This is a genomic window from Ottowia sp. oral taxon 894, from assembly GCF_001262075.1.
Taxonomy (GTDB): domain Bacteria; phylum Pseudomonadota; class Gammaproteobacteria; order Burkholderiales; family Burkholderiaceae_C; genus Ottowia; species Ottowia massiliensis.
This window is the reverse complement of the sequence record NZ_CP012073.1, coordinates 974,667-991,557: the sequence shown is the minus strand read 5'-3', so window position 1 is coordinate 991,557 and position 16,891 is coordinate 974,667. Positions and strand designations below refer to the sequence as shown.

15 protein-coding genes are annotated in these 16,891 nt (G+C 63.3%); 6 read left to right on the top strand and 9 right to left on the bottom strand.

Annotated elements, in window-relative coordinates; translation table 11 throughout:
- Positions 1 to 9: 9 nt before the first annotated feature.
- The gene (gene mnmE, locus ADJ79_RS04190; protein WP_050714921.1) at positions 10 to 1,410 is read right to left on the bottom strand and encodes a tRNA uridine-5-carboxymethylaminomethyl(34) synthesis GTPase MnmE; all 1,401 of its coding nucleotides are present in this window, start codon (positions 1,408 to 1,410) and stop codon (positions 10 to 12) included.
- Positions 1,411 to 1,645: 235 nt separating this feature from the next.
- On the bottom strand, positions 1,646 to 2,545 hold the full coding sequence (locus tag ADJ79_RS04185) for a CsgG/HfaB family protein (protein WP_050714920.1): 900 nt from the start codon (positions 2,543 to 2,545) through the stop codon (positions 1,646 to 1,648).
- A gap of 157 nt (positions 2,546 to 2,702) precedes the next feature.
- On the opposite strand from ADJ79_RS04185, the gene ADJ79_RS04180 reads away from it, so the two are divergent.
- Positions 2,703 to 2,945, top strand: a complete 243-nt coding sequence (locus ADJ79_RS04180) for a hypothetical protein (RefSeq protein ID WP_050714919.1) — start codon at positions 2,703 to 2,705, stop codon at positions 2,943 to 2,945.
- Here the strand turns inward: ADJ79_RS04180 and ADJ79_RS04175 are convergent.
- The 4 genes from ADJ79_RS04175 to corA form a co-directional block, all read right to left on the bottom strand.
- Positions 2,930 to 3,352: a barstar family protein gene (locus tag ADJ79_RS04175; protein WP_050714918.1), complete on the bottom strand. Its 423-nt coding sequence runs from the start codon at positions 3,350 to 3,352 to the stop codon at positions 2,930 to 2,932. The two genes, ADJ79_RS04180 and ADJ79_RS04175, sit on opposite strands and share 16 nt — an antisense overlap.
- A 23-nt stretch (positions 3,353 to 3,375) precedes the next feature.
- The gene (locus ADJ79_RS04170) at positions 3,376 to 3,771 is read right to left on the bottom strand and encodes a ribonuclease domain-containing protein (RefSeq protein ID WP_050714917.1); all 396 of its coding nucleotides are present in this window, start codon (positions 3,769 to 3,771) and stop codon (positions 3,376 to 3,378) included.
- 262 nt (positions 3,772 to 4,033) lie between these two features.
- Entirely contained in the window at positions 4,034 to 6,367 is a 2,334-nt protein-coding gene (locus ADJ79_RS04165; protein ID WP_050714916.1) for an NADP-dependent malic enzyme, read from the bottom strand.
- Positions 6,368 to 6,632: 265 nt separating this feature from the next.
- A complete protein-coding gene (gene corA, locus ADJ79_RS04160) occupies positions 6,633 to 7,619 on the bottom strand; it encodes a magnesium/cobalt transporter CorA (RefSeq protein WP_050714915.1) in 987 nt (328 codons plus the stop codon).
- Positions 7,620 to 7,900: 281 nt separating this feature from the next.
- Here corA and ADJ79_RS04155 point away from each other — a divergent pair, with 281 nt between their 5' ends.
- Positions 7,901 to 8,377, top strand: coding sequence for a PTS sugar transporter subunit IIA (locus tag ADJ79_RS04155; protein ID WP_050716394.1), 477 nt, complete (start codon positions 7,901 to 7,903; stop codon positions 8,375 to 8,377).
- A 13-nt stretch (positions 8,378 to 8,390) separates the two neighbouring features.
- Positions 8,391 to 9,344: an HPr(Ser) kinase/phosphatase gene (gene hprK, locus ADJ79_RS04150; protein ID WP_050714914.1), complete on the top strand. Its 954-nt coding sequence runs from the start codon at positions 8,391 to 8,393 to the stop codon at positions 9,342 to 9,344.
- Positions 9,345 to 9,649: 305 nt separating this feature from the next.
- Here the strand turns inward: hprK and fur are convergent, their stop codons facing one another.
- Complete coding sequence (gene fur, locus ADJ79_RS04145; RefSeq protein WP_050714913.1) at positions 9,650 to 10,105, bottom strand: ferric iron uptake transcriptional regulator; 456 nt, start codon at positions 10,103 to 10,105, stop codon at positions 9,650 to 9,652.
- A gap of 186 nt (positions 10,106 to 10,291) precedes the next feature.
- On the opposite strand from fur, the gene ADJ79_RS04140 reads away from it, so the two are divergent.
- The 3 genes from ADJ79_RS04140 (at position 10,292) to ADJ79_RS04130 (ending at position 13,331) form a co-directional block, all read left to right on the top strand.
- Positions 10,292 to 10,813 carry an outer membrane protein assembly factor BamE gene (locus ADJ79_RS04140; protein WP_050714912.1) on the top strand — a complete coding sequence of 174 codons (522 nt, stop codon included), beginning with the start codon at positions 10,292 to 10,294 and terminating at the stop codon, positions 10,811 to 10,813.
- 21 nt (positions 10,814 to 10,834) lie between these two features.
- Entirely contained in the window at positions 10,835 to 11,647 is an 813-nt protein-coding gene (dapB, locus tag ADJ79_RS04135) for a 4-hydroxy-tetrahydrodipicolinate reductase (protein WP_050714911.1), read from the top strand.
- Between the two features lie 190 nt (positions 11,648 to 11,837).
- Positions 11,838 to 13,331, top strand: a complete 1,494-nt coding sequence (locus tag ADJ79_RS04130) for a TrkH family potassium uptake protein (protein ID WP_050714910.1) — start codon at positions 11,838 to 11,840, stop codon at positions 13,329 to 13,331.
- Between the two features lie 27 nt (positions 13,332 to 13,358).
- On the opposite strand, the gene ADJ79_RS04125 is transcribed toward ADJ79_RS04130, so the two are convergent.
- Together ADJ79_RS04125 and ADJ79_RS04120 are read right to left on the bottom strand one after the other, a co-directional pair.
- Positions 13,359 to 14,015, bottom strand: coding sequence for a TetR/AcrR family transcriptional regulator (locus tag ADJ79_RS04125; protein WP_050714909.1), 657 nt, complete (start codon positions 14,013 to 14,015; stop codon positions 13,359 to 13,361).
- Between the two features lie 285 nt (positions 14,016 to 14,300).
- Positions 14,301 to 16,823 (bottom strand): right-handed parallel beta-helix repeat-containing protein, encoded by a 2,523-nt coding sequence (locus tag ADJ79_RS04120; protein WP_253273889.1) that lies wholly within the window; start codon positions 16,821 to 16,823, stop codon positions 14,301 to 14,303.
- Positions 16,824 to 16,891: the final 68 nt, after the last annotated feature.

The following is a 16,891-nucleotide window of genomic DNA, read 5'->3' as shown; positions in this document are numbered from 1 at the left end:
AGGCTCGCCCTACTTGCCAATGCAAAAGCGCGAGAAGATGACGCCCAGCAAGTCGTCGGGCGTGAATTCGCCGGTGATCTCGCCCAGCGCCTGCTGGGCCAGGCGCAGTTCTTCGGCCAGCAGGTCGATGGCGGGCGGGCTGGCGTGCAGCCAGTTGTGCGCGGCTTGCAGGCATTGCTCCGTGCGGCGCAGGGCGGCCAGGTGGCGTTCGCGGGCGATGATGGGGCTTTCGCCCGCCGTGGTCTGCCAGCCGGCCGTGCGCAGCAGGCGCTGGCGCAAGGCGTCCAGCCCCTGGCCGGTGCGGGCCGAGATCAGCAGGGCGTCTGGCGGCAGGGCGGGCGTTTCTTGCGGGGGCAGGGCGTCGGCTTTGTTCCAGATGTGAATCAGGGGCGCGGCGGGCGCGTCAGCGGCGATGCGCCCGGCGATGCGTGCGTCTTCGGCTGCGTGGGCGGCGTCGGCTTGGCGCGTGGCGTCGTGCAGCAGCAGCACGGCGTCAGCTTGGCCGATGTGTTGCCAGGCGCGGGCGATGCCGATGCGCTCGGCTTCGTCGCTGCTGTCGCGCAGGCCTGCTGTGTCGAGCACGTGCAGGGGCACGCCTTCGATTTGGATGGTTTGCTGGACGATGTCGCGCGTGGTGCCGGCTTGCGCGGTGACGATGGCCAGTTCCGCCCCGGCCAGGGCGTTGAGCAGGGAGCTTTTGCCGGCGTTGGGCTGTCCGGCAATGACGACTTTGATGCCTTCGCGCAGCAGCGCGCCTTGCTGGGCGCTGGCGAGCACATCATGAAGTTGCTGGCGCAGGGCGGCGAGTTGGCCGCTGGCGCCGGCCTGGGTGAGGAAGTCGATTTCTTCTTCGGGGAAGTCCAGCGTGGCTTCGGTGAGCATGCGCAGCTGGATCAGCCCTTGCAGCAGGGTTTGGATGCGCGCGGAGAAAGCGCCTGCCAGTGAGCGGCTGGCGCTGCGGGCGGCGGCGGCGGTGCTGGCGTCGATCAGGTCGGCCACGGCTTCGGCTTGCGCCAGGTCGAGCTTGCCGTTCAGAAAGGCGCGTTCGGTGAATTCGCCAGGCCGCGCCAGACGCAGACCGGGCAGCAGCTTTTCACCCGCTTGCAGGCAGCGCGCCAGCAGCAGTTGCAGCACGACGGGGCCGCCATGGGCTTGCAGCTCCAGCACGTCTTCGCCGGTGTAGGAGTGCGGCGCGGGGAAAAAGAGCGCCAGTCCGTGGTCGATGGGGCTGCCGTCTGCGTCCAGAAACGGCAGGTAGGTGGCTTGCCGCGCTTGCAGCGTTCGCCCGCATAGCGCTTGCGCCAGCGGCATCAGGCGCGGCCCCGAAACGCGCACGATGCCCACGGCGCCGCGCCCGGGCGCGGTGGCAATGGCGGCAATGGGATCGTCAGGGGTGGATAGCGCGGTCACGGCAAGATGAGGAGGAAACGAAACGGCCCCGCATGATAGGAGGAGAGAGCAGGCGCAAAAGCGGGTATGCCAGCTTGTTTTTTCAATACCCAATTGGCTTTGGGTCTTGGTGCAGGCTGGACAGGCTGCTATGTTTTTTGCGGCTTGAACACACTTGATTGCAGCAAGCCAGACAAAAACGGCTGCCGCCGCTGGTGTGCGGGGCAGCCGTTCAGGGCTTTTGATGCCTTGCGGTTTATCTGGAGCGCCTGGTTTTGCCGCGCTTGGGGGCGGTTTGCGGGGTGTAGGTTTGCGAGGGCGCAGCGGCGCCATCCACCGTCAGGCGGCCGCCGCCGCCCAGGCCCTGGCCTTGCACGGACTGGGCCTTGTAGCTGCGCAGGGCGCGAACCATTTGGTTGTAGGCATCCATGAAAGCAGCGGTGATGACCTTGCCTTGCGGAGTGCGCTGGTAGCCGCCGAGGCCCGCGCCTGCGCTGCCGCCAAAGAGCGCGCCAAAGCCGCCAAAGTCCATTTTGGAAGCGCTGCCTTCGGAGGCGGCTATTTGCACGCCGGAGCGGTTGTCCACCAGGGTGAGCATGGTAGACGCCTGGCGGGTTTTCGTGCCCGCCGCCAAGGCGCCCGCGACGGCGCCTGCGTTGCCGAAGAGGCCGCCAATGCTTGCCAGCGCACCGCCTGTGTTGTCTTCACTGAAGATGATTTCAGGCGAGAGGCCGTAGTCGGAAGCGACCATCTGGCCACGGCCAAAGTTGCTGCCCTGGCGCATTTCGCCCGATTGCATCAGCTCGCGCTCGCGGCTCATGGCGCGCATGCCAGCAGCGCCGCGCTCCACCACGACGAAGCAGTTGGATTGCTGGATCAGCAGGCGCAGCAGGTTGGAAGTGGGGGGCAGTTTGTACTCGTTGCGCAAGATGGTGTACCAGCCTGCGTCCTGGTTTTCCACCAGCGAGATGGTGCCCAAGGGAGAGCTGCATTTTTCAAGCTCGGAGCTTTCGCCAGTGGCTGCGCCGCCTGCTGCGCTGCCGGTGGCAACGGTCTTGGCATCTTGCGAACCCATTTTCATGTCGGTGCTGACGCAGCCCGTCAGCAGCATGAGCGAGCCAGCCGCAGCAGCCAGGGCCAGTTTTCGGGTGAACATTGATATTGACTCCATCAAAAGTGAGAGAAAACAGCCGCCTTGCGAGCGCAAATGGACGCTGCCGCTGGCGGGGTGTTACTGAAAAATTAAAAAGGCACGCAATGTGCGGGCCTTTGTATGTGTTTGCATGCAAACGCTTGCAAATATACCGTGATGAATGGATTCAGGCCGCACCAGCAAAAACCCGCCTTGCGGCGGGTTCTGGAACTGGCGCGCTGACCAAAAGGGCGTTTCAGGCGGCCGATTGCCAGTAGGCGCTGAAAGGGTTGCTCATGCGCAGCGCTTCGGCGGTGATGTCCACCAGTTTTTCGGCGTCTTCCTCGAAAGCTTCGCCTTCATGGGCCTCATTGGCCCGTTCTGCCTGGCCGGGTTGCGCAGAACGGGCTACAGAAAAGAATAGAAGCAGCGGAAGGGGATGCGCCGGTCGCCCCAGTAATCAGCGGCTTCGCGGAAGGTGTCGAGCAGTTGCTCGCGGGCGTCCTTGTCGAATTTGGGCGTGGCGGGAATTTGCTCCAGCAGCACCACGAAGCCGGGCTGCGGGCCGCTTTTGTGCAGCGGGTCGGTCATGCAGTCATACAGGGCATCAAAGTTCTTGCCGAAGTGGGGCGGAAAGCAGAACTGCTCGGCAATGGATTCCAGCACGTCCTGCTTGGTATGGGCGTGCGCCAGGTTGGCATAGAGAAAGTGCTGGCCCAGTTGCGCGGCGATGTCCTGGAGTTCATGCGCATGAAAGGCGCGGATGGATTGCACGATGTTGGGTCGCACGCGCTTGAAGGGCGATTCCTGGATTTGGGGAGGCAAATTCATTTGAGTTGCTTGGTGAAGGTTGTTCAGGGCTGAATCCGGCGGAAGCTGCTGTAGTGATCGGCGCTGTAGTAGCAGGTGTCAGGCGCCACGGGCTGCCATCCGCCGCAGACGATGCGCCGCCCGCCACGGTGGCGCACGCCTGGTGTGCGCACGGTGTATTCGCGGTAGTAACCACGCCTTTGCACAGGCAGAAGGCGCTCGCGGTTGCCGAAAACCGTGCCGTCTTTCTCGAAGGGGAAAGGGCCGCCAGCAAGAATGAGCCAATAGGTGTGCTGGCCCTGCGCGGGCAAATCAGCCAAGGCCACTGCCGCTGAAGCCGGAGCTTCGGGCGCAGGTCCGCGAGCGTGAAGTGCGCTTGCCGACGCCAGCAGGCAGGCAGCCAAGGTGAGCGCGCGGATGATGCTGGCTTTCATCTTCATGGCGGGAAAACAGCTCGCGAGTGTGCCGCAAGGGGTATCAAAAAGCAAGCGCTCCATCTGGAGCGCGGTGCGGCTTTCGGAACCTGCTCAGCATCTGGCCGGAGGGACGAAAGAGCGGATTGGGATGGGTTGCAAGGCGCAATCCCGCAGACGGACCTTGTAGCCCTGCGAGGCGTTTGCAACGCCCTCGAGCGCCCGAGTCCGCGTTTCCCGCATTCACGGACAGACTTTGAGCAGGTTTTTGAGAGCTGCCTCTTTTCTCTCATTCGTGAGCGGCGTTGGCGTCGGCCACGGCCAGTGCAGTCATGTTCACGATGCGGCGCACGGTGGTGCTGGGCGTGAGGATGTGCACGGGCCGCGCGGCGCCCAACAGCATGGGGCCGATGGCGATGTTGCCGCCAGCGGCGACCTTGAGCAGGTTGTAGGCGATGTTGGCGGCGTCGATGCCGGGCAACACGAGCAAGTTGGCGTCTCCAGTGAGGGGGCTGTCGGGCATGAGGGTTTTGCGCAGGGCGCTGTCGAGTGCGGCGTCGCCGTGCATTTCGCCATCGGCTTGCAGCCAGGGGGCCTGCTCTTGCAGCAGGGCCAGGGCCTGGCGCATTTTCACGGCGCTGGGCTGGCTGGATGAGCCAAAGCTGGAGTGCGACAGCAAGGCGGCTTTGGGCTTGAGGCCAAAGCGCATCATTTCTTCAGCGGCCATGATGGTGATTTCGGCCAGCTGCTCCGCGCTGGGGTCGTAGTTGATGTGCGTGTCCACCATGAAGACCTGGCGGCCCGGCAGCATCAGCCCGTTCATGGCGGCGTAGGTGCGCGCGCCGGGTTTTTTGCCGATGACCTGGTCGATGTATCTCAGGTGCGCGGCATGCACGCCCCAGGTGCCGCAGATCAGGCCGTCTACGTCGCCGGCGCGCAGCAACATGCAGCCAATGAGCGAGAAGCGGCGGCGCATTTCGATTTTGGCCATGGGCGCGGTGACGCCACGGCGTTTGGCCAGTTCGTAGTACTGCTGCCAAAAGTGCGTGTAGCGATCGTCTTGCTCTACGTTCACTACGTCGTAGTGCACGCCTTGCTGCAGGCGCAGGCCGAATTTTTCGATGCGCTGGGCGATGATGGCCGGGCGGCCAATGAGTGTGGGCCGGGCCAGCCCGTCATCGACCACGATTTGGGCGGCGCGCAGCACGCGTTCTTCTTCGCCTTCGGCGTAGGCCACGCGCTTGCGTCCGGGCGCGGCTGCGCGGGCGGCAGCGAAGATGGGCTTCATGGTGGTGCCCGAGGCATAGACGAAGTGCTGGAGCCGCTCGATGTAGGCGGCCATGTCTTCGATGGGGCGGCTGGCCACGCCGGAGGCGGCAGCGGCTTGCGCCACGGCGGGCGCGATTTTCATCATCAGGCGCGGATCGAAGGGCTTGGGGATCAGGTATTCCGGCCCGAAGCTGAGTTTTTCGCCCACGTAGGCGCGTGCGACCACTTCGCTTTGCTCGGCCTGCGCCAGGTCGGCAATGGCGTGCACGGCGGCGAGTTTCATCTCGTCGGTGATGGTGGTGGCCCCGCAGTCCAGCGCGCCACGGAAGATGTAGGGAAAGCACAGCACGTTGTTGACCTGGTTGGGGTAGTCCGTGCGGCCCGTGGCGATGAGCGCGTCATCGCGCACGGCCTTGATTTCTTCCGGCATGATTTCCGGCGTGGGGTTGGCCAGCGCCAGCACGAGCGGGCGGGGGGCCATGCGCCGCACCATGTCTTGCTTGAGCACGCCGCCAGCGGACAGGCCCAGGAAGATGTCTGCGCCGTCAATCACTTCAGCCAGCGTGCGCAGGCTGGTTTTTTGCGCATAGATGGCTTTGTCGGCATCCATCAGTTCGGTGCGGCCTTCATAGACCAGGCCCTTGATGTCGGTGACCCACACGTTTTCGCGCCGGATGCCCAGTTTGACGAGCAGGCCCGTGCAGGCCAGCGCCGCAGCGCCTGCGCCGCTAACCACCAGCTTCACGTCTTGCAGCCGCTTGCCCACCACTTTCAGCCCGTTCATCACGGCAGCGCCCACCACGATGGCGGTGCCGTGCTGGTCGTCGTGAAAAACGGGAATCTTCATGCGTTCGCGCAGCTTGCGCTCCACATGAAAGCAGTCGGGCGCCTTGATGTCTTCCAGGTTGATGCCGCCAAACGTAGGCTCCAGCGCGGCGATGATGTCCACCAGCCGGTCGGGGTCGTTCTCGTTGATTTCAATGTCGAACACGTCGATGCCCGAGAACTTCTTGAACAAAACGGCCTTGCCTTCCATGACCGGTTTGCCCGCCAGCGGGCCGATGTCGCCCAGCCCCAGCACCGCCGTGCCGTTGGTGACCACACCCACCAGATTGCCGCGCGCCGTGTAGCGGAAAGCCGCCGCCGGATCGGCCTTGATTTCTTCGCAGGGCGCGGCCACGCCAGGGCTGTAGGCCAGCGCCAGCTCGTACTGGTTGACCAGTTGCTTGGTGGGCGCAATGGCGATCTTGCCCGGCACGGGTTTCTCGTGGTATTCCAGCGCGGCCTGGCGCAGCAGCTCGCGCTTTTCTGCGCTGGTGGGCTTTGGGGCGGCATGCGAGGAAGAAGTGGACATGTGTTTTGATAGGAAAGGGTGAGAAAGACCCGCAAACGGGCCAGCCAAAGAAAAATTCTAGAAATAGAAAGCAGGCTGGCAATGCCGTTTTTCCCTGATTGGCGCCACGGCCCGCAACAGCGCCCGGCGTGCAGCTATGAAATCAGAAGCAAATTCAGGCCGCCTGAAATTGCTTTTGTCGCCTGTTTGGCGAGAGGTGGCGCTATTGTTCTGGGAGCTAATCTGCCTTGGCCAGCGCGGTTCAATAGGGAGCGCAGACGCGCCCTCACTTCAGCCAGCCGCGCCGCCTGAAATACAGCATGGGCAGCGCCGCGCTGGCAATCATCAGAAGAATGCCCCAGGCGTAGCCGTATTTCCAGCCCAGCTCGGGCATGTGCTGGAAGTTCATGCCATAGACGCTGGCCACCAGCGTGGGCGGCAGCAGGGCCACGCTGGCCACGGAAAAGAGCTTGATGATCTTGTTTTGATTGATGTTGATGAAGCCGACGGTGGCGTCCATCAGAAAGTTGATCTTGTCAAACAAGAAAGTGGTGTGACCATCCAGCGAGTCGATATCGCGCAGGATCTGGCGCGCTTCTTCGAACTGCTCGGCATCCAGCATCTTGCTGCGCATGAGAAAGCTGACGGCGCGGCGCGTGTCCATCATGTTGCGGCGAATGCGCCCGTTCATGTCTTCCTGCCGGGCGATGGCCGCCAGCACTTCGCTGGCGACCTCATCGCCCACGTTGCCGTCCAGCACCTTCTTGCTGGCCGCTTCCAGATCGTCATAAATGCCTTCGAGCGTGTCGGCGCAGTATTCGGCATCGGCGTCAAAGAGCTTGAGCAGCACTTCGCGCGCGTCGGTCAGCAGGCCGGGCATGCGGCGCGCGCGCAGGCGCAGCAGCCGGAAGGCGGGCACGGTTTCGTCGTGAATGGAAAACAGCACGCCGTGGCTGCGCAGCTGCTCGTTGGCCTGATTGACGATGAAGGCCACGCGCACCTGGCGCGGCTCGTCAAAATCAGCCACCAGAAAATCGCTGCGGATGTGCAAATCGCCGTTGTCTTCTTCGTAGAAGCGGGCCGATTCCTCGATGTCGTCGTCCATCGCGTCTTCTGGAATTGACAGACCGTAGTGCTGGCGCACCCAGCGTTTTTCTTCCGGCGTGGGCGTTTCCAGATCAACCCAGATGGGGCGGAACTGCTCCAGCTCCTGTAGCGACTCGATTTCTTCCTGGAACAGGCGCCCGTTTGAAAGTGTGAAGACATTGAGCATGGAGCGGCTTTCCGGCTGGGTGTTGCGGGGAAGGTGTTGCGCGCTCTGCCTTTGTCTGCCTTGTTTGCGCGCGCAAAAGCGCCGGATTATGTCAGCGCGCACTGAATCGCGCCTGTTTCGCGCTCTTGCACGCGATTTCGGCTGGAATTGGTGTAAATTCGGCCCGATAGTGCAATAAAAAGCAAAAGGCTATAGGCTCCATCCAAACTTAAGCCGCACCGGGCACTCCCAGGGCGGTTTTTTTTCGGCCCGCAACCAGATTCCTGCGCCTCATGCAACCACTGAACCGTCTTGCCGCCATCCTTCCGGTCTCACGCGTGCTCGTGGGCGCGGATGTCACCAGCAAAAAACGCGCCTTTGAGGAGGCGGGCCTGCTGTTCGAGAGCCTGCATGGCCTCTCGCGCGCGCTGATCACCGACAGCCTTTTTGCCCGCGAGCGCCTGGGTTCCACAGGCCTGGGGCACGGCGTGGCCATTCCTCACGGACGCATCAAAGGCTTGCAAGCGCCCATGGCAGCCGTGCTGCAGCTGGCGCGCCCCATCGGCTTTGATGCGCCGGATGACCAGCCGGTCACGCTGCTCATTTTTCTGCTGGTGCCGGAAACGGCCACGCAAAAGCATCTTGAAATCCTCTCGGAGATCGCCGAGCTGCTCAGCGACAGCGCGCAGCGCGAAAAACTCAAGACTGCTGCCAGCGCAGACGAGCTGCACAGTCTGATTGATCGCTGGCAGCCTGCCGCGCCAGCGCCGGAAAACTGAGCGCGCTTGCGGCATGAAGCCTACTGCCATCAGCGCCGACGAGCTGTTCGAAGACCGTCTCGCCATCTTGCGCTGGCAATGGATTGCCGGGCGCAACGCGCCGGAGCGCCGCTTTGATGAAGAGGCCGTGCGCGAGGCCCACTCCGGCGCCGATCTGGTGGGGCATCTCAACTACGTCCACCCCTATCGCGTGCAAATTGTCGGTGCGCGTGAAATCAGCTATCTCACCCGTGGCACGCCCGAAGACTGCGCCCGGCGCGTGGCCCGCATCGTCACGCTCCAGCCGCCCGTGCTGGTGCTGTGCGATGGGCAAACGGCTCCGCCCGCGCTGGTCACCCTCTGCGAGGAAGCCAAGATTCCCCTTTTTGCCACGGACCAGCCCGCCGGCTTCGTGGTGGATGTGCTGCGCTCCTACCTGTCCAAGCACTTTGCCGACCGCACCACCATGCACGGCGTGTTCATGGACATCCTGGGGCTGGGCGTGCTCATCACCGGCGAATCCGGCCAAGGCAAAAGCGAGCTGGGGCTGGAGCTGGTTTCTCGCGGCCACGGCCTGGTGGCTGACGATGCGGTGGATTTGGCCCGCATCAATGAAAACACCATTGAAGGCCGTTGCCCCGAGCTGCTGCAAAACCTGCTGGAAGTGCGCGGCATCGGCCTGCTGGATATTCGCGCCATCTTTGGCGAATCCGCCGTGCGCCGCCGCATGCGGCTGCGCCTGATCGTGCACCTGGTGCGCAGTGAAACCCTGGAGCGCGATTACGAGCGTCTGCCGCACGAACCCCTGTCGCAAGACGTGCTGGGCGTGCCCGTGCGCAAAGCCATCATCCCCGTGGTGGCGGGCCGCAACATTGCCGTGCTGGTTGAAGCCGCCGTGCGCAACACCATCTTGCAGCTGCGCGGCATTCACACTTATCAGGAATTCCTGGAGCGCCACCGCAAGGCCATGCTGCAAGGCGAGGCCTGAGAACCTGCTTGAAGTCTCTGTTCATGAGCGCGAAAAACGCGGACGGGATGTAAACAGTGAATGCGCCGGGATGATCTAGCTATTACATTCATAGCTATACATCCTAGTGAAAACTGCGCAGAACGGCATTTTCATGCCGTTTAATTTGCTCCTCTTTTTGATATGGATTGATATTGTCTGGCGGATGGAAGCGGACGGGAGCGCCGCCAGAGCTTCAACAAAAAATGCGCCAGCCCTTTGCAGAGCTGGCGCATCCAATGTGGGTTCAAGCGCAGAAACGGCGCCAGGAGAGCGGCTGAGCGCTTTCAGTGTTTGCTTTCGCCTGCGCCCTGACGTTCCTCGCGGTGCTCGCAGGCATTTTTGGTGCAGCGTCCATACAGGCTCAAGGCATGCTCGCTGAGCGAGAAACCGTGCTTTTTGGCGACTGAATTCTGGCGGCGCTCGATTTCGGGATCGAAAAACTCCTCCACCCGGCCGCAGTCCAGGCAGACCAAATGGTCGTGATGCTGCTCGCCGCGCAGCTCGTAGATGGCCTTGGTCGCCTCGAAATGACTGCGCGTGAGAATGCCTGCCTGTTCAAACTGCATGAGCACGCGATATACCGTGGCCAAGCCAATGTCGGCGTTTTCCGCCAGCAGGTGGCGGTAGACATCTTCGGCGGCCATGTGGCGCTGCCCGCTTTTCTGGAAGATTTCCAGAATTTTCATGCGCGGTTGTGTGGCCTTCAGACCCGTGCTTTTGATTTCCTCAATCGTGTCCATGATGACGCTCCGTTGATGCAGTGTTGGGCGGGAAAATGCGTGTAATAAGAATCGCGCCAAGCGGCCTTACAGAGCCAATCTGGGGCCAAATGCTGCAACTACAATGGCGCGCCTCCATTGTGCATGAGCTTTTCCATGTTTGTATTCACGCCGTCGCAAAGACGTATCGTTTCCTTGTCTTTGGTCATGCTGGCGTTGCCAGCATTTTTCATGCTGGCCGGGTGCAGCCGCTTCAATCGCGCCACGCAGAGCATGGCTGGCGCGCTGACCATGTACAAGCCTGAAGTGGTGCAAGGCAACTTCATCTCCAGCGAGCAGGTGCAGGCATTGCGCCCCGGCATGACGCGCGTGCAGGTTCGCGACACGCTGGGCACGCCGCTGACCACCAGCATTTTTCATGCGGACCGCTGGGATTACGTGTTCACCATGAAACGAGTGAGGGTCGAGCCGCAGAAATACCGCCTCACCGTTTTTTTCAAGGGCGATGAGCTGGACCGCTACGAGGGCGATGAGATGCCCAGCGAAACCGAATTCGTGAACCGCATCAGCCCAAAGCGCACGCTGAAGGTTCCTCATCTTGAAGCGTCCGAGGAGCAGCTGGCCCGCTTCGCCCCGGCCGAAGGCGCTGCCGCGCCAGCTGATGCCGAAACCGAAGCGCCAGCGTCCGCCGCCAGCAGCTATCCGCCGCTGGAAAGCGCTGCTCCCTGAAGTCTGATTTCGAGTCCGCGCATGACTGATACTGCCTTGCCTATCGCCATTGCTGGCGCCACTGGCCGCATGGGCCAAATGCTGATCGCCGCCGTCAGGGCCGCGCCCGATTGCTGTCTGAGCGGCGCGCTGGATCGCGCGGGCAGCCCCGCTCTGGGGCAGGACGCAGGTGCCAGCGCAGGCCAGCCTGTGGGCGTGGCCATTACCGCCGATCTGACCGCCGGCCTGGCGGGCGCGCGGGTGCTGATTGATTTCACGCGCCCCGAAGCCACCATGCGGCACTTGGCCGCCTGCCGCGCACAAGGCGTGGCGCTGGTCATCGGCACCACGGGCTTTTCAGAAGCGCAAAAGGCCGATATCGCTGCGGCGGCGCGGCACATTCCCATCGTCATGTCACCCAACATGAGCGTGGGCGTGAACGTGACCTTCAAGCTTCTGGAAATGGCCGCCAAGGCGCTTTCCACGGGCTATGACATCGAGATCATTGAGGCGCACCACCGCCACAAGGTGGACGCGCCCAGCGGCACGGCCCTGAAAATGGGCGAAGTCATTGCCGCAGCCCTGGGCCGCAATTTGCAGGAGTGCGCCGTATTCGAGCGCCACGGCCACACTGGCGAGCGCCAGCCGCAGCAAATTGGCTTTGCCACCATACGCGGGGGCGATATCGTGGGCGACCACACTGCTCTTTTCGCGGGTGAAGGCGAGCGTATTGAAATCAGCCACAAATCCAGCAGCCGGGCGGGCTATGCGCAGGGCAGCTTGCATGCCGCCCGCTTCCTGGCCGGGCGCTCCAGCGGCCTGTTCGATATGTTCGACGTGCTGGGCTTGCGCTGAGACGTTTTTCTGTTGCTCCCCGCTCCCGAAACCATCGCTGCAAATCCAGGCTGCGCCAGCGCTTGCGGCCGATTGGCTCCCAAGGCTGGGCATTCTTTTTTCCAGGCAGCTCCTGCCGCTTGCGCGCCTGTGGCGCAGCGCCAGTTTGCGGCGGCTTGCCGCCAAGGGATTCCGGCGGGCATTTCGCTCCATGTTCATCAAGAAAAATCCGAACGCCATCGTCGCCCGCTTCAATAGCGCTTTTCTGGTGCTGTCGTGGGCGCTCATGGGTTTTGCCGCCACGTTTGCCGTGCCGCTGGGCTTTTCGCTGATGGACGAGTCGGCGCCATTCGCCCATGTCTGGACAGGCTGCATGCTGTTTACCTGGGTCAGCGGGGCGCTGCTGTGGCGCAAGACGCGCAACCGCCGCCGCGAACTGACGATCAAGGACGGTTTTCTGCTGGTCACCTTGGTGTGGCTGGTGCTGCCCGCCTATGCGGCGCTGCCGTTCATGTTCACCGTGCATGGCATGAGCTGGTTTGACGCCTACTTTGAAGCCATGAGCGGCCTGACGGCCACGGGCGCCACGGCGCTGGCGGGGCTGGATCTGCTGGCCACCCCCGTGAACGTGTGGCGCTGCTTTTTGCAGCTCATTGGCGGGCTGGGCATCATGCTGCTGGTGGTGGCCGTGCTGCCGTTTCTGGGGCTGGGCGGCACGCAGCTGTACAAGGCCGAAACGCCGGGGCCGATGAAAGACACGCGCCTGACGCCGCGCATCGCCGAAACGGCGCGGGGCCTGTGGGGCGTGTATTTCGTGCTGTCAGCCGCCTGCATGTGGGCCTACCACGCCTGCGGCATGAGCTGGGCCGATGCCTTCATGCACATGTGCACCACGGTCGGGCTGGGCGGCTTTTCGTCGCATGACAAGAGCTTTGGCTACTGGGACATTCCGGCGCTGGAATGGACGGCCACGCTATTCATGCTGCTCTCGGGCGTGAGCTTTGCGCTGTATTTCAGGGCCTGGCAGCGCCGCTCGCTGCGCCCCATTGCGCAAGATGTGGAAGTGCGCGCCTACGTGCAAATCTTGCTGGTGTGCACGGCCATTGTGGCGGGCATGCTGATGTATGGCGGCATCTACAGCGAAAGCGATGAGGCCGTGCGTCAAGCCGCCTTTCAAGTTGTTTCACTGGCCACCACCACCGGCTATGCCGCCACCGATTACCTGCTGTGGCCCACCTTTGTGCCGGTTCTGATGCTGTTTCTGGGCTGCTTTGTCTCGTGCGCAGGCTCCACGGGCGGGGGCATCAAGCTGGTGCGCATGCTGGTGCTGGTGCGACTGGCGCGGCGCGAGCTGGTGCGCATCATTCACCCGCGCGTGGTTCACCACGTCACGCTGGGGCGCGGCGGCGCGGTCTCGCCTGATGTCATCTGGGCCATCATGGCCTTCATGCTCATCTATGGCGGCGCCATGACGGCGCTGACGCTGCTCATGCTCGCTTCCGGGCTGGATGTGGTGACCGCCTTTTCCGCCGTCATCGCCTGCCTGAACAACATCGGCCCCGGCATGGGCAAGATAGGCCCGGCGGGCAACTTCGGCGTGCTCAATGACTTTCAAATCACCATTTGCACCTTTGCCATGCTGCTGGGCCGGCTGGAGCTGCTGTCGGTGCTGGTGCTGCTGACGCCGCAGTTCTGGCGCAGCTGACGGCCCGCGCGGCATCTGCCTGCCCGCTTATTTTTTTCCGCCTGCCTGCGCCCACGCTTGCCCCACGGCTTGAAGGCCCGCCAGGGCAAAGCGGTACATGTGCTCGGCAATGACTTCATGCGGCATTTCGCGCACGGCCTGCGCGGGGCCGGGAATGCCGATGGCGCTGACGGTGAGCATGATGAGCGGCGCCACCGTGCTCACAGCGCAGCGCAGCAAAGCTGGCTCGTGCGGCGGAATGCCGGAAACCTCGCTGAGAATGCGCAGCACCGGGCGCGCCTTCTGCGGCACCTGGGATTGCAGCATTTGCAGCAGCTGGGGCGAAGGGTTGCCCAGCTCGCGCGCCAGCGCGCGGCCATGCCAGCTGGAGGCATTGACGCAGTTTTTGGCCAGCAAAGCCAGCAGCGCGCGCAGTTTTTCGGAAGCGGGCTGCGCGCCGTCGGCCAGCGCCCGCAACTCTTCCTCGCTGATGAAGTGGCGGTGCGCTTCGGCCAGCGTGGCCTGGAGCAGTCCCTCGCGGCCGCCAAAGTGGTAGTTGATGGAGGCCAGATCCACTGCGGCCAGCGCGGCAATGGCCTTGCTGGGCGTGGCGGCGAAGCCGCTTTGGGCCATGAGCGTGCCTGCGGCTTGCAGGATGCGGGCGCGAGTGGCTTCGCCATCGGTGCGGAGCAGGCGTTGGGTCATGAGGGGCGATTTTGCAGGCGGGCCGCAGCGCGGAGGGGAGCAGCGAAAAAGTGGATTTCCTTCCTGCGCGGCTTTCTTGACGCACTGACGCTGCTGCCGTCCCTCTCGCATCCATCGCCGCTGGCCTATGGTGGCGATGACGGGGCGGCTAGCCTTTGTTGGAAAGAGCGTATTTAGCTCCTGATTTGATAGGGGGCTGCGCAGGTTTCACTAGGACTCCAACACTTTTCATGGCCTTGGATTTGCTCCTTTTTTGATGGCGCTGCACGGCCGCTCGTGGGCTGCTCATGGGCCGCCCAAGGGCCGGCCGTTGTACTGGTTGCCTCGCATGGTGGCGGTGACGCGGTTCAGTCTCAGCCAGTAGTCGGGCGGGCTGGAGGCGTCAGCGAGGATGGTGTTGCCTTCCAGCTCCAGGCTGCCAGCGGCGTTGGCGGCGCTGGCAATGCGCAGGTAGGGGTTGTCCAGCGGGCCGCGCAGCTCGAAGGTGTTGTTCTTGAGGGTGATGCGGGCGGCGTTGGTGCTGATGTCTGCCGCTTCGGTATAGCTCAGGTTGTTTTCGGTAATGCGGAAGGTGTTGCCTTGCACGGTCACGCTGCCGCGCTGGTTGCCGTCGGAGCCGTTTTCCGTGATGCCGAGGGGCACGCCTTTTTGTAGCGGGGTGCTGCGCACGGTGGCGGTGTTGTTCAGCACGCGGATGTCGCCGGAGCCTTTGCCGGGACCTTTGCGGCCTGAGCGGGGCTGGTAGCTGGTGTCGTTGAAGATGCCGATGAGCCAGGCGGCGGATTCGCCGCTGATTTCGTTGTTGGCGATGGTGAGCGTGTAGTCGATGGCTTGCTCGTGGTTGCGGCATTCGATGCCGTAGGTTCTGGCTTCGCCTTTGTGGGCGGCCAGCCCGGTGATTTTGTTGTTGATGATTTCATAGACGCCGGGGCCTTCGCTGCGCAGGTCAAAGAAGGCGGAGTTGGCGTCAAGATGGATGCCAGCCACGCCAAAGTAGGCGTTGTCGCCCCCGCTGGCGGGCATGCGAAAGTCTGGGTCAAGTGCGATGGTGTTGTTCGCAATGCGCACGCGCGTCATGGAAAACTGGCGGTTGTAGACGGAGATGCCGTAGAGCCGGTCGCCATTGGCCTGGTTGTTTTCAATGACGATGTCGTTGCCGTCGTGCACGTCCAGCCCCTTGCGGTAGTTGTGGTCGGTGACGTTGCGCGAGAAGTTCACGCCGAAGTTGTAGCTGCCCGCTTCGGTGGCGATGCCATAGCCGGTGCCGCCGTCGTTTTCATGACCGTTGCGCGCCAGTAGGTTGCCGGTGGCGGTGAAGTTTTCCTGGAAGGCCACGAGCGCGCCTGCCACGCGGTTGTGGTGCAGATGGCTGTTGACAAGGCGGTTGTTGCGGCTCACGGGCACTTGACTGCGGCCAATGCGGCCAATGTGGTAGAGCGTTTTGTAGCTGACGTCCACCGCCCGCTCCCTGGGGTTGGTTCCCGGGTAACGGCTGTGCGCCTTGGCCGAGGTGAAGAGCACGCCCGCGCGATTGGTGCCGCTGACTTCAACGGCGTCGATGGTGGTGTTGTCGGCGTCGCTGACCAGAATGCCGCTCACTTTGCCAAAGTAGGTGTCGCCCTTGCGGTAGAAGAAGTCGGCGTTGGTGTATCTGACGGCGAGGTTGGCAATGGTTTTGCCGCTGAGACCGTCGATGAGCACGCCTGCGTGGTCGCGGATGTCGTCTGCGTTGAAGTTGGAATCGAACGGCTTGCCCGTCTGCGGCCAGCCGAAGAGGATTTCGGTTCGGTCCGGGCCATCGCCAAAGAGGGCGGTGACGTTCTTGTTGCTTTCGTCCAGCTTGATCTGCTGGCTGATGAGCAGTTTGCCGCTCAGGCGCAGAGCGGCCTTTTCCTGATGTGCAGCGGCCAGCGCCTTGCGGATGGCCTCAATGCTGTCGCGCTGGCCGCTGGCGTCAGCGCCGAAATCAGCCACATCCAAATACCTGCCAAAGCGCGCATGCGTATGCACCGTGTAGCCGCCGGGGTTGAGCTGGGGCGCGGCGGCGGCCACTTGCGAGGTGGGCGCGCTTTCCACCTGCTCTGCGTAGCCTGCCTGGTCGGTATAGGCGGCGCGCACCGTGAGTGTTTTGCCGATGTCGTCTTGCCGCACCGTGTAACTGGCGGACTGGGCGGCGGCAATGAGCGAGCCGCTGGCAAGCCATTGATACGCCACGCCCTGGGCGGGCACACCGTTGCCGTCCGACAGCTGCGCCGTCAGCGTTTGGCCCACGATGGCATGGCCTTCAATGCGCACGGAGCCTTGCAGATTGCTGGAGAGCACCGCTTCCGTGGGCGCGCTGCGCAAATTTTCCGCGTGGCCGCGCAAATCGGTATAGCTGGCCTGCACATGCACGGCCCGGCCCGTGTCGCTGGCTTCCAGGCGGTAGTTGTCCGCAATGGCGCTGTCTATGGGCTGGCCGTCTGAATACCACTGGTAGGCCACGGCGGAAGGCACGCCGTCTTCATCCGCTAGCGTGGCGGTGAGCATCTGGCCGACGACTGCCTTGCCGCTGATGCCCAACTGGCCCGCGCGATTTGGCTCGGGCGCGGGCGTGACTGTAGGCGCTGGGCTGGGCGTGACCGTAGGCGCGGAAGTGGGAGTGGCCGTGGGCGATGGCGTGGATGGGCGGCTTGGCGCGGGAGTTGGTGTGGGTAAGGGCGGTGTGGGCGAGGGCGCCGGCAGAGGCACACCAGGAGAAGCGGGCGGCGGAGAAGGCGTGGAAGGAGACGCGGCTTCGCCATCATCTCCGCCGCCGCAGCCTAGCATCAGCACGGCTGCTGCGGCTGCCACTGTCCATAGCCGGATGGCACGAAAAACAGGCAACGGCGTGCGCA

What these genes read in the sequence shown, in the direction of transcription:
- ADJ79_RS04170 (WP_050714917.1), bottom strand. Translation starts at nt 3,771, where the DNA reads ATGAAGATGAAAGCCAGCATCATCCGCGCGCTCACCTTGGCTGCCTGC.
- ADJ79_RS04120 (WP_253273889.1), bottom strand. Translation starts at nt 16,823, where the DNA reads ATGCTAGGCTGCGGCGGCGGAGATGATGGCGAAGCCGCGTCTCCTTCC.
- ADJ79_RS04175 (WP_050714918.1), bottom strand. Translation starts at nt 3,352, where the DNA reads ATGAATTTGCCTCCCCAAATCCAGGAATCGCCCTTCAAGCGCGTGCGA.
- fur (WP_050714913.1), bottom strand. Translation starts at nt 10,105, where the DNA reads ATGGACACGATTGAGGAAATCAAAAGCACGGGTCTGAAGGCCACACAA.
- ADJ79_RS04165 (WP_050714916.1), bottom strand. Translation starts at nt 6,367, where the DNA reads ATGTCCACTTCTTCCTCGCATGCCGCCCCAAAGCCCACCAGCGCAGAA.
- ADJ79_RS04140 (WP_050714912.1), top strand. Translation starts at nt 10,292, where the DNA reads ATGCTGGCGTTGCCAGCATTTTTCATGCTGGCCGGGTGCAGCCGCTTC.
- ADJ79_RS04125 (WP_050714909.1), bottom strand. Translation starts at nt 14,015, where the DNA reads ATGACCCAACGCCTGCTCCGCACCGATGGCGAAGCCACTCGCGCCCGC.
- dapB (WP_050714911.1), top strand. Translation starts at nt 10,835, where the DNA reads ATGACTGATACTGCCTTGCCTATCGCCATTGCTGGCGCCACTGGCCGC.
- hprK (WP_050714914.1), top strand. Translation starts at nt 8,391, where the DNA reads ATGAAGCCTACTGCCATCAGCGCCGACGAGCTGTTCGAAGACCGTCTC.
- ADJ79_RS04130 (WP_050714910.1), top strand. Translation starts at nt 11,838, where the DNA reads ATGTTCATCAAGAAAAATCCGAACGCCATCGTCGCCCGCTTCAATAGC.
- ADJ79_RS04185 (WP_050714920.1), bottom strand. Translation starts at nt 2,545, where the DNA reads ATGTTCACCCGAAAACTGGCCCTGGCTGCTGCGGCTGGCTCGCTCATG.
- ADJ79_RS04180 (WP_050714919.1), top strand. Translation starts at nt 2,703, where the DNA reads ATGGATTCAGGCCGCACCAGCAAAAACCCGCCTTGCGGCGGGTTCTGG.
- corA (WP_050714915.1), bottom strand. Translation starts at nt 7,619, where the DNA reads ATGCTCAATGTCTTCACACTTTCAAACGGGCGCCTGTTCCAGGAAGAA.